This window comes from Kocuria marina (assembly GCA_014652975.1).
In the GTDB taxonomy this organism is placed as follows: Bacteria; Actinomycetota; Actinomycetes; order Actinomycetales; family Micrococcaceae; genus Kocuria; species Kocuria marina.
In genome coordinates this window covers 790,954-814,753 of sequence record BMZV01000001.1, presented here as the reverse complement: position 1 = coordinate 814,753, position 23,800 = coordinate 790,954, and the positions used below count along the sequence as shown (strand labels likewise).

Annotated in this window: 19 protein-coding genes; 7 read left to right on the top strand and 12 right to left on the bottom strand. The window is 69.4% G+C overall.

Features of this window, described 5'->3' with window-relative positions:
- Positions 1-448 precede the first annotated feature (448 nt).
- The 6 genes from IE157_RS03795 to pdxS form a co-directional block, all read right to left on the bottom strand.
- A complete protein-coding gene (locus tag IE157_RS03795; protein WP_144997471.1) occupies positions 449-1,186 on the bottom strand; it encodes an amino acid ABC transporter ATP-binding protein in 738 nt (245 codons plus the stop codon).
- Positions 1,179-1,853, bottom strand: a complete 675-nt coding sequence (locus IE157_RS03790) for an amino acid ABC transporter permease (RefSeq protein ID WP_144997470.1) — start codon at positions 1,851-1,853, stop codon at positions 1,179-1,181. The genes IE157_RS03795 and IE157_RS03790 overlap by 8 nt, the downstream gene beginning before the upstream one ends.
- The gene (locus tag IE157_RS03785; protein ID WP_167317907.1) at positions 1,850-2,677 is read right to left on the bottom strand and encodes an amino acid ABC transporter substrate-binding protein; all 828 of its coding nucleotides are present in this window, start codon (positions 2,675-2,677) and stop codon (positions 1,850-1,852) included. Before IE157_RS03785 ends, IE157_RS03790 begins: the two co-directional genes overlap by 4 nt.
- A 14-nt stretch (positions 2,678-2,691) precedes the next feature.
- On the bottom strand, positions 2,692-3,825 hold the full coding sequence (locus IE157_RS03780) for a trans-sulfuration enzyme family protein (RefSeq protein ID WP_193519139.1): 1,134 nt from the start codon (positions 3,823-3,825) through the stop codon (positions 2,692-2,694).
- 175 nt (positions 3,826-4,000) lie between these two features.
- Positions 4,001-4,687 (bottom strand): pyridoxal 5'-phosphate synthase glutaminase subunit PdxT, encoded by a 687-nt coding sequence (gene pdxT / locus IE157_RS03775; protein WP_193519138.1) that lies wholly within the window; start codon positions 4,685-4,687, stop codon positions 4,001-4,003.
- Positions 4,684-5,613 carry a pyridoxal 5'-phosphate synthase lyase subunit PdxS gene (gene pdxS, locus IE157_RS03770; RefSeq protein ID WP_144997468.1) on the bottom strand — a complete coding sequence of 310 codons (930 nt, stop codon included), beginning with the start codon at positions 5,611-5,613 and terminating at the stop codon, positions 4,684-4,686. The genes pdxT and pdxS overlap by 4 nt, the downstream gene beginning before the upstream one ends.
- Before the next feature lie 177 nt (positions 5,614-5,790).
- Here pdxS and IE157_RS03765 point away from each other — a divergent pair, with 177 nt between their 5' ends.
- The 4 genes from IE157_RS03765 to IE157_RS03750 all read left to right on the top strand — a co-directional run bounded on the left by IE157_RS03765 (position 5,791) and on the right by IE157_RS03750 (position 9,859).
- The gene (locus IE157_RS03765; protein WP_064846425.1) at positions 5,791-6,963 is read left to right on the top strand and encodes an ATP-binding protein; all 1,173 of its coding nucleotides are present in this window, start codon (positions 5,791-5,793) and stop codon (positions 6,961-6,963) included.
- On the top strand, positions 6,960-8,624 hold the full coding sequence (pdxR, locus tag IE157_RS03760) for a MocR-like pyridoxine biosynthesis transcription factor PdxR (RefSeq protein WP_193519137.1): 1,665 nt from the start codon (positions 6,960-6,962) through the stop codon (positions 8,622-8,624). Before IE157_RS03765 ends, pdxR begins: the two co-directional genes overlap by 4 nt.
- 63 nt (positions 8,625-8,687) lie before the next feature.
- A complete protein-coding gene (locus IE157_RS03755) occupies positions 8,688-9,329 on the top strand; it encodes a hypothetical protein (RefSeq protein ID WP_318281291.1) in 642 nt (213 codons plus the stop codon).
- Positions 9,330-9,409: 80 nt separating this feature from the next.
- Positions 9,410-9,859, top strand: coding sequence for a hypothetical protein (locus IE157_RS03750; protein WP_144997462.1), 450 nt, complete (start codon positions 9,410-9,412; stop codon positions 9,857-9,859).
- Positions 9,860-10,006: 147 nt separating this feature from the next.
- Here the strand turns inward: IE157_RS03750 and IE157_RS03745 are convergent, their stop codons facing one another.
- The 3 genes from IE157_RS03745 to IE157_RS03735 all read right to left on the bottom strand — a co-directional run bounded on the left by IE157_RS03745 (position 10,007) and on the right by IE157_RS03735 (position 13,066).
- Positions 10,007-12,466 carry a heavy metal translocating P-type ATPase gene (locus IE157_RS03745; RefSeq protein WP_193519136.1) on the bottom strand — a complete coding sequence of 820 codons (2,460 nt, stop codon included), beginning with the start codon at positions 12,464-12,466 and terminating at the stop codon, positions 10,007-10,009.
- The gene (locus tag IE157_RS03740) at positions 12,453-12,662 is read right to left on the bottom strand and encodes a heavy-metal-associated domain-containing protein (RefSeq protein WP_131332128.1); all 210 of its coding nucleotides are present in this window, start codon (positions 12,660-12,662) and stop codon (positions 12,453-12,455) included. The genes IE157_RS03745 and IE157_RS03740 overlap by 14 nt, the downstream gene beginning before the upstream one ends.
- An 86-nt stretch (positions 12,663-12,748) precedes the next feature.
- Positions 12,749-13,066 carry a metal-sensitive transcriptional regulator gene (locus IE157_RS03735; protein WP_193519135.1) on the bottom strand — a complete coding sequence of 106 codons (318 nt, stop codon included), beginning with the start codon at positions 13,064-13,066 and terminating at the stop codon, positions 12,749-12,751.
- A 586-nt stretch (positions 13,067-13,652) separates the two neighbouring features.
- Between IE157_RS03735 and IE157_RS03730 the strand changes: the two genes are divergently transcribed.
- The gene (locus IE157_RS03730) at positions 13,653-15,503 is read left to right on the top strand and encodes an NAD(P)/FAD-dependent oxidoreductase (RefSeq protein ID WP_193519134.1); all 1,851 of its coding nucleotides are present in this window, start codon (positions 13,653-13,655) and stop codon (positions 15,501-15,503) included.
- 39 nt (positions 15,504-15,542) lie between these two features.
- Here the strand turns inward: IE157_RS03730 and IE157_RS03725 are convergent, their stop codons facing one another.
- The 3 genes from IE157_RS03725 to IE157_RS03715 form a co-directional block, all read right to left on the bottom strand.
- Complete coding sequence (locus tag IE157_RS03725; protein WP_193519133.1) at positions 15,543-15,824, bottom strand: hypothetical protein; 282 nt, start codon at positions 15,822-15,824, stop codon at positions 15,543-15,545.
- Positions 15,825-16,088: 264 nt separating this feature from the next.
- Positions 16,089-16,844 (bottom strand): metal ABC transporter solute-binding protein, Zn/Mn family, encoded by a 756-nt coding sequence (locus IE157_RS13160; protein ID WP_449768863.1) that lies wholly within the window; start codon positions 16,842-16,844, stop codon positions 16,089-16,091.
- Positions 16,845-17,175: 331 nt separating this feature from the next.
- Positions 17,176-17,649 (bottom strand): DUF805 domain-containing protein, encoded by a 474-nt coding sequence (locus tag IE157_RS03715; RefSeq protein WP_193519337.1) that lies wholly within the window; start codon positions 17,647-17,649, stop codon positions 17,176-17,178.
- A gap of 192 nt (positions 17,650-17,841) precedes the next feature.
- Here IE157_RS03715 and IE157_RS03710 point away from each other — a divergent pair, with 192 nt between their 5' ends.
- Complete coding sequence (locus IE157_RS03710; RefSeq protein ID WP_193519132.1) at positions 17,842-19,932, top strand: glycoside hydrolase family 15 protein; 2,091 nt, start codon at positions 17,842-17,844, stop codon at positions 19,930-19,932.
- A gap of 134 nt (positions 19,933-20,066) precedes the next feature.
- Positions 20,067-23,675 (top strand): bifunctional proline dehydrogenase/L-glutamate gamma-semialdehyde dehydrogenase, encoded by a 3,609-nt coding sequence (locus IE157_RS03705; protein ID WP_193519131.1) that lies wholly within the window; start codon positions 20,067-20,069, stop codon positions 23,673-23,675.
- Positions 23,676-23,800 lie beyond the last annotated feature (125 nt).

Below are 23,800 nucleotides of genomic sequence, written 5' to 3'. Positions count from 1 at the left end.
GAGGACCACCTGGTCACCAAGGGTTCCTGTTCACCGGGCCCCCTGGAGCTGTGCGCATCACACACACCGGCGGAGGCCCCGCACCTACAGGGAGGCGGATGGCCGCCGATCCTGTGCGGACAGGGGAGGTCCGGGGAAAGCGGGGCATCATGAACCCGATCGAGCACCTGCGGCCGTCCCGGCTGCCGGCGGGACCGCTGCTGTCCGCCGTGGTCCTGGGGGCCGGCACCCACGTGCTGGTCTCCCTGGGCGACACGGGCGCCTGCCGCCGCGCTCACGGCCGTCTGGCACGCGTCCCGTCCGCGGCACCGCGAGTCCGACGCCCGCTGTGGAGGGAGGGTGCCGTGGAGATATCACGCCGTAGCGGCACCACGGGCAGCACCCGCACCGGGCGTCGTCGTCGGCACCCGCCGCCACCGGCACCGCCGCAACGGCGGGCGTCACGGGCTCACACGGCGTCGAAGACGTTGAGGTAGCGCCGGATCCGTTCACTGTCCGAGGCAAAGAAGTCCTCCGGGGCGCCGTCGAAGCCGATCCCGCCGTCCGCGAGGAAGACGATGCGGTCCGCGACCCGGCGGGCGAAGCCGATGTTGTGCGTGACTACCACCAGGGAACGGCGCTCGCGGGCCAGGTCCACCATGACCCTGATGACCTCGGCCTCCAGCTCGGGGTCCAGGGCGGAGGTGGGCTCGTCGAAGAGCAGGTAGTCCGGCTCCACGGCCAGGGCCCTGGCGATCGCCACGCGCTGCTGCTGCCCGCCGGAGAGGTTGTCCGGGTACTCCTCCAACCGGTGGCCCATTCCCACGGACTCCAGCAGCTCCACTGCGCGAGCCCGGGCCGTGGCGCGGTCCGCCTTGCCGTTCAGTGCCGGGGGCATGGCCACGTTGTCCAGCACCGTCTCGTGCGGGAAGAGGTTGTAGCCCTGGAAGACCATGGCGGAGCGGCGGCGGATCGCGGAGATCTGCCTGCGGGTCAGCTGCGCACCGAAGGTCACGGAGTCCCCGTTGATGTCCAGGCGCCCGGACTCGGGGACCTCGAGCAGGTTCATGGTGCGCAACAGGGTGGACTTCCCGGAGCCGGACGGCCCGAGGATCACGGTGGTCTCCCCGTTGGGCAGCGCCAGGGTGATCCCCCGCAGGACGGTGGTGTCCCCGAAGCTCTTGGAGACGTCTGTCAGCTCAAGCATGGGAACTCCTGATGTAGCGGTTGGACACCCGTTCGAGGCGGGACTGCAGCAGCGAGAGGACAGTGAAGATCGCCAGGTAGATCACAGCCACCTCCGCGTAGAGCGCGAGGGGCTGGAAGTTGGTCGCGGCGATCTGACGGCCCACCTGGAACACGTCCGCCAGGGTGATGACCATGACCAGGGAGGTGCCCTTGACCAGGTCGATGAGGTCGTTGCCCAGGGGAGGCAGCGCGATCCGCAGGGCCTGGGGCGCGACGACGTGGCGCACCGTCTGCCAGCCCGTGTAGTTCAGCGTCCGGGCGGCTTCGAGCTGGCCCCGGGGGATGGATTGCACGGAGGCCCGCAGGGTCTCGGCCGCGTAGGCCCCCGTGTTCAGGGTGAACGCGAGGATCGCGGAGGTCCACGCGGAGAGCGTGATGCCGGCGGCGGGCAGCCCGTAGAAGATGATGAACAGCTGCACCAGGATCGGGGTGCCGCGGAACAGCCACACGTAGAAGCGGGAGATCCACTGCAGGGGGCGGATGCCGCTCAGGCGCATGGTGGTGGCGAGCACCGCCACCACCAGGGCGAGGACGAAGGCGATGATGCTCAGCGGGATGGTCACCTTGACGGTGGCCAGCAGCAGCTGCGGAAGGGAATCGGCCCAAAGGCTCAGGAAATCGGTCATGACTCCGGGGTGAGGTCGGTGGACACGTATTTCTCGAAGATCTTGGCCAGATCGCCGTTGTCCATGTGGGTGGTCAGGGACTTGTCCACGGCGGCTCGCAGCCGTGGCTGGTTGCGGGCCATGAGCACCGCGGACTCCGAGGCGTCTCCCACCTGGCCGTCCAGGAGACGGATCCTGGCGTCAGGGCGCTGCTCGAAGAACGCCTGGAACGTCACGAAATCGTTGGCGGTCATCTCCACGCGCCCGAAGGTCACGAGCATGATGGCCTCGTCGAACCCCGTGGTGGGCACCAGCTGGGCCCCCAGGGCGGCCATGCTCTTGCCGAAGTTGGAGGTCTCGGTCTGGGCGGAGGTGTGCCCGGAGATCTCGTCAACGGACGTCAGCGGGGAGTCCTGGGCGACCCCGGCGCGGCCCTGGGAGATCGCGTAGGGGATGGAGAAGTCGAAGTTCTCCCTGCGCTCGGCCGTGGGTGCGATGTTGTTCATGACAAGGTCGTAGCGGCCCGCGTCCACCCCCGCGATCAGCGAGTCCCACTGGGTCTCAACGTAGGTGGCGCGCACCCCGAGGTCCTTGGCGATCAGGTCCCCGATCTCCTTTTCATAGCCCACCAGGGCGCCGGAGTCGTCGTGGTAGCCGTACGGGCGGAACGTGCCCTCCATGCCGATGCGCACCTCACCGGTGCGCTGGATCCTGGTCAGCAGGTCCTCGGAGGCACCCGAGTCCTCGGAGCCGCCGCCCGGTGAGCAGGCGGCCAGCACGGCAACCAGCCCCGCCAGGCCGGTGCCGCTGAGCACGGCCCGGCGGGATGCTCGACGTGAGTCCACGGTGGGTTCCCCTCTCAGGCCGCGTCGAGGGCCTGGGCGAGGTCCGCGATGAGGTCCTCGACGTCCTCGATGCCCACGGCCACGCGCAGCAGGTTCTCGCTCAGGTGCGCCAGCTCGCGGTCCTCAGGTAAGTATGCCCCGTGGGTCATGGATGCGGGGAGGCAGATCAGAGACTCGATGCCGCCCAGGCTCACTGCGAAGCCGAAGATCTCCAGGCGGCCGAGGAACGCCCGGACGTCCTTGCCCGGGAGGAGCTCGAAGGAGAACAGCCCCCCGAGCCCGTCCGCCTGGGCCTCCTGGATCCGGGCCTCCTCCTCGTCGAAGGATCCGGGGACGAGGACTCGCGCCACCTCGTCCCGGCCGCGCAGGAACTCTACGATCCGGTGGGCGTTCTCCTGCTGGCGGTCCAGGCGGATGCCGAGGGTCTTCACGGACTGGATCAGTCGGTAGGAGTCGATGGGGGAGAGCACCCCGCCCGAGACCATCTGTGCCAGGTGCAGCTGCTGGGCCATCTCGTCGTCGTTGGTGCTGACCACGCCGCCCAGCAGGTCCCCGTGGCCGCCGAGGTACTTGGTGGCGGACTGCACGGTGACGTCCGCGCCCAGCTCCAGCGGGCGCTGCAGGTACGGGGTGAGGAACGTGTTGTCCACGACCACCATGGCGCCGTGGCGGTGGGCAAGCTCGACGACACGTCGGATGTCGGTCACGCGCAGCGTGGGGTTGGACGGCGTCTCGAGGAACACGATGCGCGTGCTCTCGTCGAAGTCCTCGTCCGAGAGCCGGTTGAGGTCGTCGTGGAAGTGCGTGGTGATCCCGCGCTTGGGCAGCTCAATGGTGGCCCACCGGTAGTTGCCGCCGTAGACGGGCAGGCCCATGATCACCGAGTCACCGGCGTGCAGGGTGCCGAGCACGGCCCCGGTGGCAGCCATGCCGGTGGCGAACGCGAAGGAGTGCCGGGCGCCCTCGAGCGCCGCCAGGGTGGTCTCGGCATCGGTGCGCGTGGGGTTCGACCCGCGCTGGTACTCGAAGGGACCCTCGCCGCCCTCGGTGGGCTGCAGGAACGTGGAGGCGGTGTGGATCGGGGGCACCACGGCACCCAGGGCGACGTCGTGCAGCGCGTGGATGGTGCGTGTGGTGAAGCCGGCCAAGAGTTCCTCCGTCGTGAGTAGTCAGAGAGGCCAGGTCTACACGGATCGGCGCGCCGGTGCGAGTCTGTTGCGCCGGAAGTCGTGATGTGGCGCAGCGGGGTTTCCCGTCCCGGTGCTGGTCGGGGGGCGTCCTGCGCCCTACCCGAGTTCGTCTGGGCGCTCACCCCGACCGTGCTCACCCCCGGCGGGCGGCCACCTGCCCCAGCAGCATCCGGTGCAGGGTGGTGTCCCCCGTGAGCTCCGGGTGGAAGCTGATGCCCAGCACGCTGCCCTGGCGCACCGCCACCACCGCACCCCGGTGGCGCGCGAGAACTTCCACGCCGTCGCCCGCACGGGTCACCTCGGGGGCGCGGATGAAGGCCGCGCGCACCACGTCACCGGGCGCCACGACGTCGCTCGCTGGGCCCTCCCACGCCAGCTCCACCTCCGCAGAGGACACCTGTGAACCGAACGCGTTGCGGTTCACGCTCACGTCCAGCACCCCGAGGGACTGCTGGCCGGGGGCCGGATCCTCGATCTCGGAGGAGAGCATGATGAGCCCGGCGCACGTTCCGAGCGTGGGCAGGCCTCCGCGGACCACCCGTTGCAAGGAGTCGAACAGTCCGAACGTACGGCACAGCCGGTCCACCGTGGAGGACTCCCCGCCGGGCAGGATCAGCGCGTCGATGCGGGGGGCGCCGTCCGGGTCCACGAGGTCATCGGCGGAGCGCACCTTCACGGCGCGGGCGCCCAGGGACTCCACCGCGCGCACGTGCTCCACGACGCCGCCCTGCAGGGCGAGCACGCCCACAGTGGGGTGGGCGCTCGGGCCCGGCAGGGCGGCGTCGTCGTGCGGGTGGTGCTGCGAGGGGGACCCGCTCACCAGCCGCGCTCCGCGAGGCGGTGGGGTGCGGGCAGGTCCGCCACGTTGATGCCGACCATGGCCTCGCCCAGGCCGCGGGAGGCCTCTGCGATGCGGGCGGGATCGTCGTAGTAGGCGGTCGCGGCCACGATGGCGCGGGCGCGCTCGGCGGGGTTGCCGGACTTGAAGATGCCCGAGCCCACGAACACTCCGTCCGCGCCGAGCTGCATCATCATCGCCGCGTCCGCGGGGGTGGCCACGCCGCCGGCGGTGAACATCACGACCGGCAGGGACCCGGCGCGGGCCACCTCGGCCACGAGCTCGTACGGCGCCTGCAGCTCCTTGGCCTTGACGTACAGGGCGTCCGGGGCAGCGGTGTACAGCGCCTGCAACTCCGCGATCTGCGCTCGGATGGTGCGGATGTGCTTGGTGGCCTCGGAGACGTCCCCCGTGCCGGCCTCGCCCTTGGAGCGGATCATGGCCGCGCCCTCGGTGATCCGGCGCAGCGCCTCACCCAGGTTGGTCGCACCGCACACGAACGGGACGTTGAAGCGGTGCTTGTCGATGTGGTTGACGTAATCGGCGGGGGAGAGCACCTCGGACTCGTCGATGTAGTCCACCTTGAGGTGCTCGAGCACCTGTGCCTCCACGAAGTGCCCGATCCGCGCCTTGGCCATCACGGGGATGGACACCGAGTCGATGATCTGCTCGATCAGATCGGGATCGCTCATGCGCGCCACGCCACCCTGCGAGCGGATGTCCGCGGGAACGCGCTCGAGCGCCATCACGGCCACGGCTCCGGAGTCCTCGGCGATCCGGGCCTGCTCAGCGGTGACCACGTCCATGATCACACCGCCCTTGAGCATGTCGGCCAGGCCGCGCTTGACGAGGCGCGATCCGGTCACGGGGGTGGGGTCCTGGGCGGAGGTCTGCAAGGTTTCGGTCATGGCCTCCATCCTGGCAGCGTGGGTGGTCCATTGACAGAGCCAAAATCGAAGAAATGAAGTGGTCCACTTACGCAACGTCCGGCACGTAACCCGCGGCCTTTGGCAGCCGTCGATCGAGACGCTATCAAAATCTAAGTAAGTATAAAAATATTTATATAATGCTTTACACTTCGGTACATGGACCTCGCAGCCAACCCCTACAGCCCCGGATCCGGGCTGCGTCCCAAGGTGCTCAGTGGCCGGGAGGCAGAGATTTCCGCCTTCGACCTCATGATCGCGCGCGCCAAGCTCCACCGCCCCAACAGGGGCATGGTGCTCACGGGTCTACGGGGAGTCGGAAAGACCGTTCTACTCAACGTCCTGCGTGCGCACGCGGACAATCACGGCTGGCTCACCGTCCAGCTGGAGGGGCGGCCGGAGGCTCGGGGCAGGCAGGACGTGAGAGACAGGTTCGCCCGGGAACTCCTGGTGGCGGCTCGGCGTCATCTCGGCCGTCACCCCGGTCAGTTCTTCGCTGATGCGCTCACGACCATCCAGTCCTTCAGTGTCTCCGTGGGGACGAGCGGTGTCTCGGCCAGTGTCGATCTTCATCCCGTACGCGCGCAGTCCGGGCGGATCGACATCGATGTGGAAGAGCTGGTCGAGGATCTCAGCGAACCACTGAAGGCACAGCACAGCGCATTCGGCCTGTTCATCGACGAGATGCAGGACCTAGACCCGGACATGATGAGCGCAATCGTCACGGTCCAGCACATCGCGGGCCAGCGTGACTGGCCGTTCTACGTGATCTGCGCCGGTCTGCCGAACCTTCCCACGATCCTGAGCGCCACACGCAGTTATGCGGAAAGACTCTTCGACTACCGGGTCATCGGACCGCTGGACCCGGAGCAAGCGCGATACGCGGTGGCACGCCCGGCCAAGGACGTGGGCGCCGAATTCGACACCGAGGCGCTGAACGCCATCGTCGCGGCGTCGGGTGGTTATCCGTACTTCATCCAGGAGTTCGGGAACGCAGTGTGGGAAGTCGCGCCGACCACGCCGTTCACGCTCGAGGACTCGAGAGTGGCCATCGAGAAGGGGTGGGCGCAACTGGACTCCGGATTCTTCCCGGCCCGCTGGGGCAGGGCGACGCCCAAGGAGCGCGAGTACATGAGCGTCATGGCGGTGGACGGTGCGGGCCCCTCCCGCACGGGTGAACTCGCAGCCCGGCTCGGTACCAAGGCCAGCAGTCTGGGCCCTACCAGAGCGCAACTGATCCAGAAGGGGATGATCTATGCTCCCGATCACGGTCAGGTGGCGTTCACCGTTCCCGGCATGGCCGACTTCATCGCGCGGCAGTCCCGGGAATGAGGCACGCCAGGGACACCGACCTCCCCCTGACCGTCGATCGCACCGCGAGCACGGGTCTGGGGGATCAGCTCGTGCGGCAGATCCGCGAGCTCGTGGCGCGCGGGGTGCTGCGCCCGGGCGACCCCCTGCCTTCGTCCCGGGCCCTGGCCGCCCGGTTGGGAATCTCGCGCGGAACGGTCACGTCCGCGTGGGACGTCCTCGCAGGTGAGGGCTACCTCGTGGCCGATCGCGGTGCCACGCGGATCACCCCGCACCTGGAAATGCGGCGCGATACAGGGCCCGTTGCCCGTGCTGCCGCTGCGACCGCCGATGCTCCTCGAGCCCGCCCGTCCGGCCCGGTGCCCGGGGGCGACGCCGCGGCGTCGCCCCGCGCCGGACAGCATTCCACCCCCACGTCGCCTCGTGCTGACATACCGGCCGCGGGCATTCCCGCCCCGACGACCTCGCCCGCGCCCCCTTCGCAGCGCACGGCCCGTCGGTCCGCGGTGCGGCCCGAGATGATCGACCTGCGCCCTGGGAAGAGCACCATCACGTCCCTGGACACCCCCGCGTGGCGCGGGGCGTGGCGGGACGCGGCGAGCGGCGTCGCCACGGGGCGCACCCTGCGCACCGATCTGCGGGACCACCTCGCGGACTACCTGCGGCTCAATCGCGGGATCGTGCGTTCTCCCGAGGACATCCTCGTCACCGCGGGTGTGCGGGACGGGTTGCAGCTCGCGTTGCGGGTGCTGGGGCTTGCACACGGCAGGAGGCTGCGCGTGGCCGTGGAGAATCCCGGGTACCCCGCGCTTCGTCGTGTGGTGCGCGCGCTCGGGCACATCGCCCTGCCGGTGGGGGTGGACGAGCACGGTCTCGTGCCCGAGCATCTGCCCAGCGGGTGGTGGGGCGGGGCGGGGCGGTGGGACGTCGCCCCCGCGCCGGACGCCATCGTGCTCACGCCCGGACACCAGTACCCGCTGGGCGGGACCATGCCCGTGACGCGCCGGATGGAACTGCTCGCGTGGGCCCGTGAGCACGGCGCGCTCGTGCTCGAGGACGACTACGACTCCGAACTGCGCCACAGCGCCCAACCCCTGCCCGCCCTCGGGGCATTGGACACCGCCCGGGACACCGTGGTGACCCTGGGCAGTTTCGCCAAGGTGCTCGGCAGTTCCGTGGGCGTGGGGCACCTCGTGGCCCCGGATTCCCTGCTCCCGGACCTCGCACGCACGCGTGCGGAGCTGGGTTCGCCCGTCTCGCTCATCGCCCAGGAAGCGCTCGCGCGGTTCGTGGATTCGGGGGAGTTCCAGCGCCACACGGCCAGGATGCGCCGCTCCTTCCGACGACGCCGCTCGCTGCTCTCCGACGTCCTCGGCGACCTCCCGCACGTGAGTGTTCTGCCCATGGCCGGCGGTGCCCACGCGGTGCTCGCCGTTCCGGACGAGGACGCCACGATCGAGCGCGCACGACGCCGCGGGGTCCTCGTGGGTGCCCTGGGCGAGTACTGGACGGGGCAGGGCCGCGAGGGTGGTGAACGTGGTGGGGCAGGGGCGTCGTCGTCGCTGGCGGAAGCGGACCGGGGACCCGACGAACGGGGCGGGGTGGTGCTGGGCCTGACCGCGCCGGACCGGGACGTGGAACGCGGTGCCCAGGTGCTGCGGGAGGTACTGGGCGAGCCCTGAACCCGTCCAGGGAAGCTCGTTAGACTGGGCGGGACATCCCCGGCAGATTCAGGAGTTCTCGGCGTGCCCCAACAGATTTCCGCACCGCACGGCGGGCAGGACCGCGGCAGGTCCCGCGGGGCCGACGTGCGCCACGACCTGTGGGGACCCACCCTGCTGCGCGCCGTGGTGGCGCTGATCTTCGCGGCGGTGACCGTCTTCTGGCAGGAACCGTCCCTCGGGGCGGGCCGGTGGGTCATGGCGTTCTTCCTGGTGGGAACGGGCGTCTCCGCGATCTTCCTGCAGCTGCGGCTGAACCGCCGCGAGGACGTGGACCTGGGCCCGAGCCGGAACATCCCGCAGTCCTACGGTGTGCTGTACGTCCTGGGCGGGGTGCTCACCGCGGTGGTCGCGAGCAGTGACTGGCTCTTCGTCCTGTTCTCCGCCGTGATCCTGGGTCTGTGCGGGATCACCGAACTGGTGTTGGGCATGCGTTTCCGTGGCCAGTTCCCGCTGGGTCGTGACTGGACGCTGTGCGGCGTGGTGACCGTGTTCGCGGCCACGGGTATGGTGCTCGTGGAGACCCTCGGAACCAAGGCAGAACTTGGTGTGGTGGGCGGCGCGGCCATCATCATCGGCGTCACCCAGCTCATCGCCGCACTGAGCCTGCGCCACGATGCGCGCGCAGCGGACAAGGCCCTGACGGACCCAGGCCGTACGGCCTGAACGCGTAGACTGACACGTTGAACTCGCGGGCGGATCCCCTACCCCCGCCCCACACCCCGACCACCGCCAGGAGGAATCACGTGGCCCAGCGCACTGAGCACAATGGCCGGCGCAGAACCGATATCAAGGGGCCTCTGATCATCTCGGCCGTTCTGGCGGTCGTGGCCTTCGTGGTGGTGTCCGTGGTAGCAGCGGGCGGCACGGACAACGCCGCCCGGATGGGCCTGGGCCTGATCGCGGCGGGCATCGCGTTCATCGCCTCCGTGGTGGTGTGCGCGACCCTCATGCTGCTCGAGAAGCCCAACGCGGAAGAGCTCGGTCAGGGCACCGGCGTGAACCGATCCTCCGCCAAGCTGTACGCGGAGAACAAGGCCCGCCGGCAGGCCGAACAGACGCGCGGGGAAGGTTCGGCGGCGACGTCGTCCGGTACCGCCGGTGCCGCGGGGGCGGCAACCACCGACGAACCCCAGTTCGGTCAGCGCGTGCGCCCGGACACCAAGGGTGAGGAGCCGGGCTCGAGCGCTCGCTGACCGCAGCATGTAGGGCTCCCATACAGAGCGAGGCCCCGGAGAACCACTGGTTCCCCGGGGCCTCGCTCTCTCATGTCGTGGCACCCCTGCCGTGCGGCTCTGGTCGCATGACCCGCGCCGTGCGGCCGTTCGGCACGTCGAGCGCACTCAGCGCGCGAACCGCTTCAGTCGCAATGAGTTCAGCACCACGAACACCGAGCTGAACGCCATGGCGGCGCCAGCGATCATGGGGTTCAACAACCCCAGGGCCGCCACCGGAATGGCCACGGTGTTGTAGGCAAACGCCCAGAACAGGTTGGACTTGATGATGTGCAGCGTCTGGCGGGAGAGCTTGATCGCCAGCGGGATGGCCGTGAGGTCACTGCGCACCACGGTGATGTCCGCGGCCTGCATGGCGGCATCCGTGCCGGAACCCATGGCGATGCCCAGGTCCGCGCGGGTCAGGGCGGGGGCGTCGTTGACGCCGTCACCCACCATGGCCACCACGCGGCCCTGCGACTGTAGCTCTTCCACGGCCTGGACCTTGCCGTCCGGGGTGACGTCCGCGATCACGTCTTCCGGGGCGATCCCCACGTGGGCGGCCACGGAACGGGCCACGGCGGCATTGTCCCCCGTGAGCAGCACCGGGCGCAGCCCGAGCCGCTGGAGTTCCGCGATCGCGGCCGGGGCCTCGTCCTTCACGGTGTCCTGCAGGTCGATGAACCCGGCCACGCGCCCGTCCACGGCCACGAGGATGGTGGTGAAACCGTCCTCGCGGGCGCGGCGCAGGGCCTCGGACTCGTCCGCGGTCAGCCGGATCCCGTTCTGGGTGAGCCAGGATTCCCGGCCCACCACGACGGCGCGCGCGTTCATGCCGTCCGGGACGTACCCCTTGACGCCGCCGCCCGGGGCGGACTCGAAGCGGGAGACCTCGTAGCGGTGGGGCGTGGCTGCGGTGATTGCCTGGGCGATCGGGTGCTCGGAGTAGCTCTCCACGGCCGCGGCCAGATCCAGCACCTGATCCCGCGACCACGAGTTCACCGGCGTCACGGTGGTCACCGCCATGTCCCCGTGGGTCACGGTCCCGGTCTTGTCCAGTACCACGGTGTCCACCGAGCGGGTGTCCTCCAGTACCTCCGCGGAGGTGATCAGGATGCCCAGCTGAGCGCCGCGCCCGGTCCCGGTCAGCATGGCCGTGGGGGTGGCCAGACCCAGGGCGCACGGGCACGCGATCACCAGGACGGAGACCGCCGCGACGAACGCCTGGTTCAGTTCCCCGGACACGAGCCACCAGATCGCGAAGGTCAGCACCGCGATACCCATGACCACGGGCACGAACACGGCAGAGATCCGGTCCGCGAGACGCGCCACGGGGGCCTTGGTGGCCTGCGCGCGCGCCACGGTTCGGCTCATGGAGGCGAGCACGGTGTCCGCACCCACGTGGGTCGCCCGCGCCAGCAGACGACCCGTGGTGTTCACGGTGGCACCCGTGAGTTCATCCCCCGGGCCCACCTCCACGGGAACGGATTCCCCGGTGAGCATGGAGGCGTCCACGGCGGACTCGCCCTCCACGACCAGGGCGTCCGTGGCGATCTTCTCGCCCGGGCGCACCGTGAAGGTGTCCCCCACGCGCAGCTCGGACACGGGCACCGTGCGTTCGGTGCCGTCCTCATCCACCACGGTGGCTTGCTGCGCGCCGAGATCCAGCAACGCCTTGAGTGCCTCACCCGAACGGGATTTGGCGCGCGCTTCGAGCCAGCGGCCCAGCAACAAGAACGTGGTGATGATGGCCGCGGACTCGAAGTACAGCTGATGGCTGGACATGTCCATGGCCATGCCTGGATCGGCGTGGGCGGTCATATCCGGTTCCACGAGCAGGTGGCCCAGCGAGAACAAGTAGGCCGCGGTCACGCCCAGGGACACCAGGGTGTCCATGGTCGTGGAAAGGTGGCGCGCGTTCACGGCGGTGGCCTTGTGGAAAGGCCAGGCCGCCCACGTGACCACGGGCAGTGTCAGCAGCGCGGCCACCCAGCCCCAGTGGGGGAACTGCGCGCCGGGGACCATGGAGATCACGAAGACCGGCGCGGAGAAGAGCGCGGCCACGATGAACCGCTTCTTGAGGTCGCTCATGCGCCGTTGCGCGGGGGTGGTCTCGAGTGCGGGGTCGCGGTGTTCGTTCTCGGTGCGCCGGGCTTCTTCGTCGTCCTGCGCGGTGGTGTCATTCCCCTCGGGGGGTGCGCCGTTCGCGGGGGCGCCGTTCGTTTCCGCCGCCGAACGGGACGACGACGTCGTAGCCCGCCTACCCGGCCGCGCGGCGTCGTCGGCCTGTCCGGGCGCTGCGGCAGGAGCGGAGGCCCGCTGCGCGCGGTCCCCACCCGTGATCTCGGCGCCGTAACCGGCGTTGCGGATGGTGTCCAGGATCTGCTCGTCGGAGACGTCCCCGGGGACCTTGACGGACGCGGACTCCAGGGCCAGGTTGACCGCGGGATCCACGCCGTCGATCTTGCGTAGCTTCCGTTCGATCCGCCCAACGCAGGACGCGCACGTCATGCCCGTGATCTGCAGGTCCAGATCACGCAGCGGCCCGTGCACCCGCGGCTCGGCAATGGCCGGTTCAGACGATGGCATACCCGGCCTCTTCCACGGCCGCGGAGATCTCGTCCGAGGTCAGTTCGCGCGAGCTTTCGATGGTCACGGGGGAGACGCCGCCGGCGTTGAGGTCCACGGCCACGGAGGTGACACCGGGAACCTCGGCCAGTTCCTCCTTTACGGAGGCGACGCAGTGTCCGCAGGTCATGCCGGAAACGTTGACGGTGGTGTTCATGGGGTTCTCCTCGATGCTCGTGATTTTCCTGCCGGGCCGTACGGCCCGAAGTCCTGGTGGCCGCGGCGTGGGCCGACGGCGCCCGCTCAGCTCTTAACGAGCCGCGCGATCGCGGCGTTGGCCTCCGCGAGTTTGGCGTCCATGTCCGAGGTGTCCCCGGAGTCGTGGGCGGCCTCCACGGCGTGCTTGACGCAGTGCCCCAGGTGTTCTTCCATGAGCCCCAGGCTCACGGATTTCAGGGCGGACTGGATAGCGGAGATCTGGGTGAGGACGTCGATGCAGTAGGTGTCCTCATCGATCATCCGCTGCACACCGCGCACCTGACCCTCGATGCGCTTGAGGCGCCGGGCGTAGGCCGCCTTGTCCTGGGTGTAGCCGGGGGACGGGGTCTCGGAAGCGCTCATGCCTCAAAGTTATACCCTAGGGGGGTATTGTCGCAATGTGCTGGTGGACACGTGCGGGTGCAGGACGGTGCGCATCGAGGTGCGCAGCAGGTCGGTCTTCTCGGTTGTGCTGGCCGTGGCGGTGGCCGCGCGCGCCCGGCGGGTCTCAGGGCGGGCTGGGTCCATGGGGGGACTGTTGGCTGGCGGGCGTGAGGGTCGTTGGCGTGACCGCCGGAGTCAGGCCGGGGGCGCACCGGCCTTCGTGTGATCTCGTCGCGCGACGGTCCCGTTGTGCCGGAGGGGCTCGTTATGCAAAAAACCCCCACGTTACCGGGGCGGTCAACGGTGCCGACGTGCAGTGAGGGCCGCCCGGGCCAACCTCGAGGCTCCCGTGTTCTGGGAGGCAGGCCTCTGCACGCCTTGGTGCCATGGGGCTTCGCGGTGCGGGCGGCGTCGTCGTCATCCACTCGCAGATCCGGACGCACGGTCGGCAGACCGGATCGCTGGAGATCGTGGCGACCCAGGGCTTTCGTCCTGCACGGTGTTGTCCGCGGGTGAAGCGCGCTAGTGTGACACAAATCATAGCTCAGCCACATTAGGAAGTGACATGACTCAGACCCACGATCATGCAACCGATCCCGGCGAGAGCTCCGCAGTGAGTGATGATCCGCAGGCGGCCAGCAGCGCCGTCGAGAAGTGGCTCGCCGCCTTCGACCGGGCACTCCGTGCGCACGACGAGGACGCGCTGCGGGAACTCTTCGCCGAGGACTGCTACTGGCGTGACTTCGTGGCATTCACATGGAACCTCAAGACGCTCGAAGACTTCGATGAGATCGCGGCGATGCTCCAGGCCCAGCTGCCGACGGTCGATCCGCACGATTGGCAGCTCGCCGAGCCCGCATCGGGCACGGCCGAGAACGCAGAGGCATGGCTCAACTTCATGACCGCCGCCGGGCGTGGTTGGGCTCACCTGAGGCTCGTGGACGGGCGTTGCTGGACACTGCTGACCACCCTGCAGGAGCTGACGGGGCACGAGGAGAAGAAGGGCCCCCGCCGTGAGCTCGGCGTCACCCACGAGATCACCCGGGGACGCAAGACGTGGAAGGAGTCCCGGGCGGAGCGGGACGCCCGGCTCGGTTTCGACGAGCAGCCGTACGTGCTGATCATCGGCGGGGGTCAGGGTGGCATCGGGCTCGCCGCGCGGCTGCGACGTCTCGGCGTGCCGACGATTGTCGTCGAGAAGAACGAGCGGGCGGGTGACTCGTGGCGCAAACGCTACAAGTCGCTGCACCTGCACGACCCGGTTTGGTACGACCACATGCCCTACCTGCCCTTCCCCGACGACTGGCCGATCTTCCCGTCGAAGGACAAGATGGGGGACTGGCTCGAGCACTACGTGGACATCATGGAACTCGACTACTGGGCTGGCACACGGTGCCTGGGCGCGCAGTTCGACCAGGGCACGGGCACGTGGACCGTGCGGGTGGACCGCCGTGGCGAGGAGGTCGTCCTGCACCCCACCCAGCTCGTCTTCGCGCTGGGTGTCTCCGGCTACCCGAACATCCCCCGTTTCGAGGGCGCCGATGACTTCGCCGGGTGGCAGGGTCACTCCTCCGAGTTCACGGGTGGGGAAGAGGACGTCGAGGGCAGGCACGCTGTGGTCATCGGGTCGAACAACTCGGCCCACGACATCGCGGCGGCCCTGTGGGAGAAGGGCGCCGAGGTCACGATGATCCAGCGTTCCTCCACGCACATCTCCCGCAGCGACTCCCTGCGGGAGCTGGCGCTGGGCGCGCTTTACTCGGAGGAGGCCCTGGAGAATGGGGTGACCACGGAGAAGGCCGACATGCTCTTCGCCTCGTGGCCGTACCGGCTGCTGCCGGCTGCGCAGATTCCTGTGTACGAGCAGATGGCTGAGCGGGACGCGGACTTCTACCGTGCGCTCACCGACGCCGGCTTCGAGTTGGACTTCGGCGAGGACGGCTCAGGCCTGTTCTTGAAGTACCTGCGGCGCGGATCCGGGTACTACATCGACGTGGGTGCATCGCAGCTGATCATCGACGGCCGGATCCAGCTGGAGCGCGGTCAGGTCACCAAGATCGTGCCGGAGGGGGTGGTCGTCGACGGCGACCGGCTGGTTCCCGCGGACCTGCTCGTCTATGCGACCGGGTACGGCTCGATGAACGCGTGGCTCGCGGATCTCGTCTCGCCGGAGGTTGCCGACGCGGTGGGCAAGTGCTGGGGGTACGGCTCGGACACGACCCGCGACCCCGGTCCCTGGGAAGGGGAGCTGCGCAACATGTGGAAGCCCACAGCGGTGCCGCAGTTGTGGATTCATGGTGGCAATCTGCACCAGTCCCGCCACTACTCGAAGTACCTCGCGCTGCAGCTCAAGGCCCGGGAGCTGGGGATGGACACGCCCGTCTATCAGCTGCAGGAATCGCACCATGTGCGGTGACCGCGAGAAAAGGGTCGAAGGGCGGCTCCCCCCACTCCGTCAGGCGGTGGTCTCGGGCGCCGGGGTGAGGGCGGGCGCTGCATCCGTGTAGTCCAGCGTCACCCGGGCGAACGGGGCGCCGATGATGACTTCCAGCCCCGGGATGAGTTCGTAGCGGATCTCGTCCTTGATCCGCTGGTTCTCCAGGGCGGGAGTGAAGACCAGTGTGACAGTGAGCTCGGGGGCCCGAGGGCTGCCAGTGATGCTGAACTGCGCGGAGGCCACGGAGGGGTAGATCTGGATGCCCCTCGTGGCGGCGCGGGCCACGGCGTCGAGCGGCACGCCCGGTACGCGGGCGGGAACGGGGGAAGAGGGGTCGACGGCGGTCGTCCCGAGGGGGCTCGACGTCGGTTCATGAGGGGGCAGCAGGCAGGCCCTCCGCTCCACCTGTAAACCGCCTGGCGGGGCGGTGACAGGGTAGTGTGACTTCCACCCAAGCGGGTGGTCTACCGGAGTGTATGCACACGACATAAACTTCTCGCGCCAGGACGCACCGTGGAGCGCCTGCATGACGTCCGGTTGCTCGGTGAGAGGTTCTCTGCCTTGCTAGAGTCTCCCACCATGTCGGTCGCGAAGCTCTCGGTGAGCCACCAGAACTACCTGCGGGCCATCTAGAACCTGGGGGAGTGGTCCGAGGACCCCGTCACTACCTCGGCCGTGGCCTCGACCACCTGCTGCATCTGCCGGTCCGAGACGGTCGACTCGCAGAACACCGCCGGGACGTGGTTCTGCCGCACGGTGTCGATCGCCGAGCGCAGTTCCTGTGGACCCGCCTCCTGTATCGGAGTTCACGGGCCAGAGGTAATGCTCGCTCAGTCTGGCGTCCCGCGCGAAGTAGGAGAAGGCGCCCTCGCACGTGAGCAGTGCGCGCTGGTTCGCGGGGACCCGGTCCAGCCGTTCCCGTAGGTCCGTGCGGACCTCGTCCAGCTGCTCCTTGTACCTGTCGCCGTTCTCCCGGAACTGCGCGGCGTGCTCGGGATCGAGGTCGCTCAGGGCGGTCGCAATGGTGTCCACGTAGCGTTGCCCGTTCGTAGGGCTCATCCAGGTGTGGGGATTGGGTGTTCCGGGCTGGTCCGCGATGTTCACCGTGGGAACGCCCTCGGAGACCACCGCGTGCGGCACGTTGGCCGAGGCTACGAACTGCCCGAGCCAGCCCTCCAGGCCGAGCCCGTTGTCCAGGACCAGCTGGGCACCAGACGCCTTGCCCACGTCCGTGAGGGTGGGCTCGTAGTCGTGGATCTCCGCCCCGGGCCTGGTCACGGACTCCACGGTCACGTGCTCACCGCCAACCACCCGGGCCATGCCGCGAGCACCGTGAAGGCGGCCAGGACCGTGGGTTTGCCGGACTTTGTTGCGCCGGAGGCGCCCGGCGCCTCCAGACTGCGCGCACCCGCTCAGGACCGGCACTCCGACCACGGCCACCACCGCTGCTCTCCCCCCGAGCCGACGTCCCACCAGGACGCACCTCCGCCATGTTGAATCGTACATATTCGGTGTGTCGAACTTGAGGGGCGGGGCGGGTGCTGGGCACGCGCTGCGAGGTGTGGCGCCACCGGGTGGCAGTGGGGAGGCACTGACCGCATGGTGCTGCCGGGCCCGTTGTGCGTCCATGTGCTGTGGCTGAAGAAACCGCTCAGCGAGGGCCCGCGCCCGGTGCCTGCGGCAGGAGCTGGTTGTCGAAGCGCACGCCCCGCGGGTCCGGGGGCAGCAGCGCCAGGGTGAGCAGTGCCGGAGCGCCCAGGAAGGGGACCAGGATCAGGAGGTACCAGAGCCCGGAGAGATTGGCGTCGTGCAGTCGCCGGACGGACAGCGCGATCCCGAAGACCACGCACAGGATCGCAGCAGCCAGCAGCGCGAGGGCCAGGACGAGGTAGACCACGGCGATCCACTCGGGTCCGTCGGTCAGGGGTCCGCTGAAGTAATTGTGGTCGTCAGCATAGTTGCCGCCCCAGGACAGCAGCGCGGCGTACAGGGCGATCCACCAGTAGTCGGAACGGGATGCGCGGCCGGAGAACTGGAAGCCCCTGCCGAAGAAGTTGCGCAGGGCCTTCAGGGGGCCCACGCGCTCGCCGGGCTGGGTGGCGCGAAACGCTGGCTGGTAGGGCATGGTCACGGGTGGTGTCCTCCTGCATCGGTCGCGGTGGCGTCCGCCGGGTCGAGGGGGCCCGGGCCCCGGAGCCGTCGGACGGAACTGGATGGAGCATCCACGGTATCGGGGACCCGCCCAGCGGGCACTGGCCGAACGGCCAGAGTTCCGTGCGGCGTGAGCCGCCGGGGGCGTTTATGGGATTCTGGGTCCATGGCTTCCAAGATCGAGGACTACGCCCTGCTCTCCAACATGCGCAGCGGGCCGTTGGTCTCCCGTCATGGCTCGGTGGACTGGTGGTGCGTCCCGCGCTTCGATTCGCCCGCGCTGTTCGCGGCGCTGCTGGGCACCCCGGACCACGGCCGCTGGTTGCTGGCGCCGTACTGCGCGGTCAACGACGACGCCGCTGTGGACCTCTCCCTGCCCGGCGTCACCGCGGTGGAGCGGTTCTACGCGGAGAACACGTTCGTGCTGCACACCGTATGGACCACGGACACCGGCACGGTGCGGGTCACGGACTTCATGCCCCTGAACTCCCGCACGGAACTGATCCGCCGGGTGGAGGGCCTCACGGGCGAGGTCGAGATGTTCCAGGACCTGCGGCTGCGCTTCAACTACGGCTCGTCGGTCCCGTGGCTGAGCCGCTTCGACGTGCTCGAGGAGGAATCGGAGGAGGGCGCGGTAGCGGAGTCCGTGCTCGTGGGCATGGCCGGCCCCGATTCCGTGGTGTTCCACGGTGACCCGCTGCCGGAGGCGGACCCGGACCGCAGCAAGCGGCGCCATGCGGGCTCCTTCACGGTGGCCGCAGGCCAGACCAGGGACTTCACGCTCACGTGGTTCCCGTCCCACGGCGTCCCGCCGGAAGCGGTGGATGTCAATGAGACCCTCACGGCCACGCTGAACCTGTGGCAGGAGTGGACGGATCTGTACGAACCGTACGATCCGCTCACGGACTCCACCGCGGACCCCGAACTCCCGGAGGACGGGGACGACGGCGCGTGGGCGGCGTCGGCGGCGGAAAGGAGAGACGCGGGCGAGCCCGCGTCAGGCCGGGACGTGGGGCGCCACGGGGATCGCCCGGCGGACGCAGATGCCCAGGAGACGGTGCACTTCACGAGCACCCAGGATGCCCCCGAGGACATCATCCGCCGCAGCCTGCTCGTGGTGCGCGGGCTCATGCACCAGGCCACGGGCGGACTGATCGCCGCGGACACCACGTCCGTGCCGGAGGTGCTGGGCGGGGAACGCAACTGGGACCACCGCCACGCGTGGCCCCGGGACGTGGCCTCCGCGCTGGAGATCATGCTGGACCACGGCCACGACCGGGAGGCCGCGCAACTGCGCAACTGGTTGCTGCGCGCCGTGGCCGGGGACGTGGACAACCCCTCCAACATCTACACGCTGGACGGCTCCGGACAGATCCGCGAACGCCTCGTGGACCTGCCGGGTTACGAGCGATCGCGCCCGGTGCGCGAGGGCAACGCATCCGGCAACCACTACCAGGCGGACGTGGCCGGTCACGTGCTGCGGGTGTTCGAGATGCTGCGCCGGCGCGGCGTGCAGGAGGATCACCTGTCCTGGCCGTTGCAGCAGGCGTTGCTGCGCGCCGTCGTGGCCAACTACGAGGAGAAGGACCAGGGCGTCTGGGAGATGCGCGGCGAACCCCAGTACTACACGCACTCGCGCGTGATGATGTGGGCCGCGCTGCAGGCTGGCGTGGACGCCGTGCGGATCCACGGGCTGCCCGGGGACGTGGAGACGTGGGAGGAACACCGGGACCAGCTCGCGCACGAGATCTGGACCAACGGCTACGACCCCCAGGTGGGTTCGTTCGTGCAGTACTACGGCTCCACGGACGTGGACGCCTCCCTGTTGCAGCTGCCCACGGTGGGTTTCGTGGCCTACGACGACGAACGCATGCTCGGCACCGTGGCGCGCATCCGCAAGGAGCTCACGGACCGATCGGGGCTGCTGCACCGCTACCGCAACCTCCCGCAGCTCACCGACCTGGACGACGCCGAGGCGTTCGCGTCCTCGATCGGTCAGGACGGTTTCGCGGGGCAGTCGGTGCCGTCCGTGTCCGCGACCCTGCAGTTGGCCGAGCAGCTGGCGCTGTGCGGTCACACGGGGGACGCCACGCGACTCACGGATCTCGTGCTCGGCACCGCCAACGAGCTGGGTCTGTTGCCCTCCACCTATTCGCCGTCCCAGCGCCGGGCCACCGGCAACTTCCCGCAGGTGGAGGCCCACCTGAACCTCATCCGGGTGCTGGACATCCTGCAGGCGGAGTCCGACCGGTCGTAGACCCGCGATTCTTCGCCGTGGTGAGGATCACGATAGCGTGTGAGGACCAGCCACGCCGGGCCCGGTGAGACTCGGCTGGTGGCCGAGGGATTGCCTCGGCACCCTTCCCGGGCCGAGACTTTGGAGGCGCTGCAATGGCACGCACCGTCAATACCGGAACCGATCCTCACGCCCTCGCCGATCCCGCCGTGGACCTCGTGCGCACGTGGCTGCTCAGGGCGCAGGAGAACCAGCGGAAGAACACCCAGAAGAATCCTGCGGAGGACCGTCTGGCCGCCGTGCTCCAGGACCCCAACGGGTTGGAGTTCACGGTGGGATTCGTGGACCGCGTGGTCCGCACCGAGGACACCAAGGCTGCGGCCAAGGCCCTGCAGGACATTGCGACGTTGACCCCGCAGTCCATGCCCGCCACGGACCGGGCCCAGATCCAGGCGGGCACGGCGCTGTCCGGCGTGCTGCCCTCCGTGGTGGTCCCCGCGGCACGCACCCGGTTGCGGCAAATGGTGGGACACATGGTCGTGGATGCCCGCCCCGGCCCGTTCGGCAAGTCCGTCAAGGCCCTGCGGTTGCACGGGCACCGGCTCAACATCAACCTGCTGGGCGAGGAAGTGCTCGGTGAGGACGAGGCCAAGAAGCACCTCGCGGACGCCGAGGGCCTGCTGCGCCGCGAGGACGTGGACTACGTCTCCCTCAAGGTCTCCTCCGTGGTACCGCAACTGTCCCACTGGGGCTTCGACCGCACCGCCGAGCGCGTGGTCGAGCGGTTGCTGCCGTTGTACGAGACCGCGGCCACCAAGGGCACCGGCAAGATGTTCATCAACCTGGACATGGAGGTCTACTCAGACCTCGAACTGACCATCGAGGTGTTCCAGCGGCTGCTGAACAAGCCCCAGCTGAAGAACCTCGAGGCCGGCATCGTCATCCAGGCCTACCTTCCAGACGCCCTCGGCGCCATCCAGCGGCTCTCCGAGTGGTCCGGGCAGCGCGTCGCGGACGGCGGCGCACAGATTAAGGTCCGCTTGGTCAAGGGCGCGAACCTCGCCATGGAGAACGTGGACGCGGAAATGCACGGCTGGCCGCTGGCCACCATGGAGTCCAAGCAGGCCACGGACACCAACTACAAGCGCGTGCTCACCTGGCTGTTCCACCCTGAGCGCATGCGCGGTATGCGACTGGGGGTCGCGGGGCACAACCTCTTCGACATCGCGTTCGCCCACCTGCTCGCGGCGGAGCGCGGTGTCACCGACCGCATCGAGTTCGAGATGCTCCAGGGCATGGCCACCTCCCAGAGCGAGGCCGTGTCCACGGACGTGGGCCAGTTGTTGCTCTACGTCCCGGCGGTCAAGCCCGCGGAGTTCGACGTCGCCGTGTCCTACCTGGTGCGGCGGCTCGAGGAGAACTCCGCGAACGAGAACTTCATGTCCGGGATCTTCGACCTGGGTCCGGACAACTGGGTCTTCCAACGCGAGGAGGCCCGGTTCCGGGCGGCGCTCGCTGACCTCGAGGACGATCCCCAGTCGCTCGATCCGCGGCGCGTGCAGGACCGCCGCGCGGAAACCGCGGGGGAGACCCCCACGATCCCCCTGGACGAGCCGTTCCGCAACGAACCGGACACGGACGTCTCCGTCCCCGCCAACCAGAAGTGGGCGGAGGAGATCGCCGAACGCATCGGGGACCTGCAGTGGTACGCATCGCTGGCGGTCCCCGAGCTGCTGCGGGACGTCGAGGAGAACTCGGGGGATGCGGTCGAGGCCGTGAACGACGTCGTCGCCACCGCCAAGGCCGCGGGGCAGCGGTGGGCCGCCACGTCCGCTCGCGAGCGCGCCGAGATCCTCAACCGCGCCGGGGACATCCTGGCCGCGCGCCGCGGTCACCTCATGGCCGTGACCGGCGCGGAGACGGGCAAGGTGTTGGGGCAGAGCGATCCGGAGGTCTCCGAGGCGGTGGACTTCTGCCGCTACTACGCACGGCGCGCGCTCGAGCTGGCCGCCGTGGACGGCGGGGACTTCGTGCCGCACGCCGTGACCGTGGTGACCCCGCCGTGGAACTTCCCGCTGGCCATCCCCATGGGCACTACGGTGGCGCCCCTGGCCACGGGCTCGGCGGTGATCCACAAGCCCTCGCCCGAATCGCGGCGCTGCTCCACCGCCTTGTGTGAAGCACTGTGGGAGGCCGGTGTGCCCCGGGACGTGCTGCAGCTCGTGGCCCCCGTGGAGGGGGAGGCCGGTCAGCAGCTGATCTCCCACCCGGACGTGGAGCGCGTGGTGCTCACGGGCGCGTACGAGACGGCGCAGTTGTTCGCGTCGTGGGATCCCGCGCGGCCCCTCACGGCCGAGACCTCCGGGAAGAACGCGCTCGTGATCACGCCCAGCGCGGACCGTGACCAGGCGGTGTGGGACCTGGTGTCCAGCGCGTTCGGTCACGCGGGGCAGAAGTGCTCCGCGGCATCGCTCGGGATCCTCGTGGGGTCCGTGGCCACGTCCGAGCGGTTCCACCGTCAGCTCGTGGACGCGGCGTCCTCCATGGTCGTGGACTGGCCCGTGAACCTTCAGGCGAGCGTGGGCCCCACCGTGGAACAGCCCGGCGACAAGCTACTGCGGGCGCTGACCCAGCTGGAACCCGGCGAGGAATGGCTGATCGAGCCCAAGCAGTTGGACGACACCGGACGGTTGTGGCGTCCCGGGATCCGCACCGGTGTGAAGCCGGGGTCCTTCTTCCACCTCACCGAGTGCTTCGGGCCGGTGCTGGGGCTCATGGCCGCGGAGGACCTGGACCACGCCGTGGAACTGCAGAACGCCACGGACTACGGGCTCACCGCGGGCATCCACTCGCTGGACGCGGACGAGATCCTGCGCTGGGTGGACACCGTCCAGGCGGGCAACCTCTACGTCAATCGCGGGATCACGGGTGCGATCGTGCAGCGCCAGCCCTTCGGCGGCTGGAAGCGCTCCTCCGTGGGCCTCGGCGCGAAGGCCGGCGGTCCGAACTACCTGGCTTCCCTGGGCCGGTGGACTCGGGCGCCGTTCTCGGAGTCGAGCACGGACCGCGGCGCGGCCGGTGCATGGGTCCTGGACCCGCGCGTGCACCGCGCGCTGGACGCCGTGACCCCGCTGATCTCGGACGAGGACCTCGTGTGGTTGCGCCGCGCCGCGCAGTCCGACCAGTCCGAGTGGCAGCGCGAGTTCGGCCAGGTCAAGGACCCCACGGCCCTGCTCAGCGAGGCCAACCTGTTCCGCTACCGCCCCCGCACCGTGGTGGTGCGCGCCCAGGAAGGGGCGTCCCTCACGGACGTCCTGCGCGTGGGTCTCGCCGCGGTGCGCTCGGGTTCGCAGGTGGTCCTCAGCGCCGCGGAGTCGCTGCCGCACGCGGTGCACGGGCTGTTCGCCACGGTGCTCAACCCCGCGTCCGACGCCGGGTTCGCGCACGCCCTGGGCACCGGTTCCCTGGGCCCGCTGGGTCAGCTCTCGGACCTGCGCGCTCTGGACGACGCCGCCCTGGACGTCCGCCACGGCGCCCGCGTCCGCGTGATCTCCCCGTGGGACGGCTCCGAGGAGGACCTCAAGGACCTCTACGCGGTGCGCGCCGAGCACCCGGACATCGCCCTGATCACCGAGGACGTGGTGGGCGCCGGGCGCGTGGAGATGATGTACATGCTGGCCGAGCAGGCCGTGTCCATCACCATGCACCGCTTCGGCAACCATAGCCAGTCCATGCAGCGGGTGGTGGACGAGCTGGTGCGGTGACCCGGTGGCGTCGCCCCTGACGCCTCACGGCACGAGTCGCGCTCCCGATTCACGGGGGCGCGGCTCGTGCCGTGAGGGGCGGTCCCGGTGCGCCGCTCCCCGGCCCACGGTGCGGTTCCCGGCCT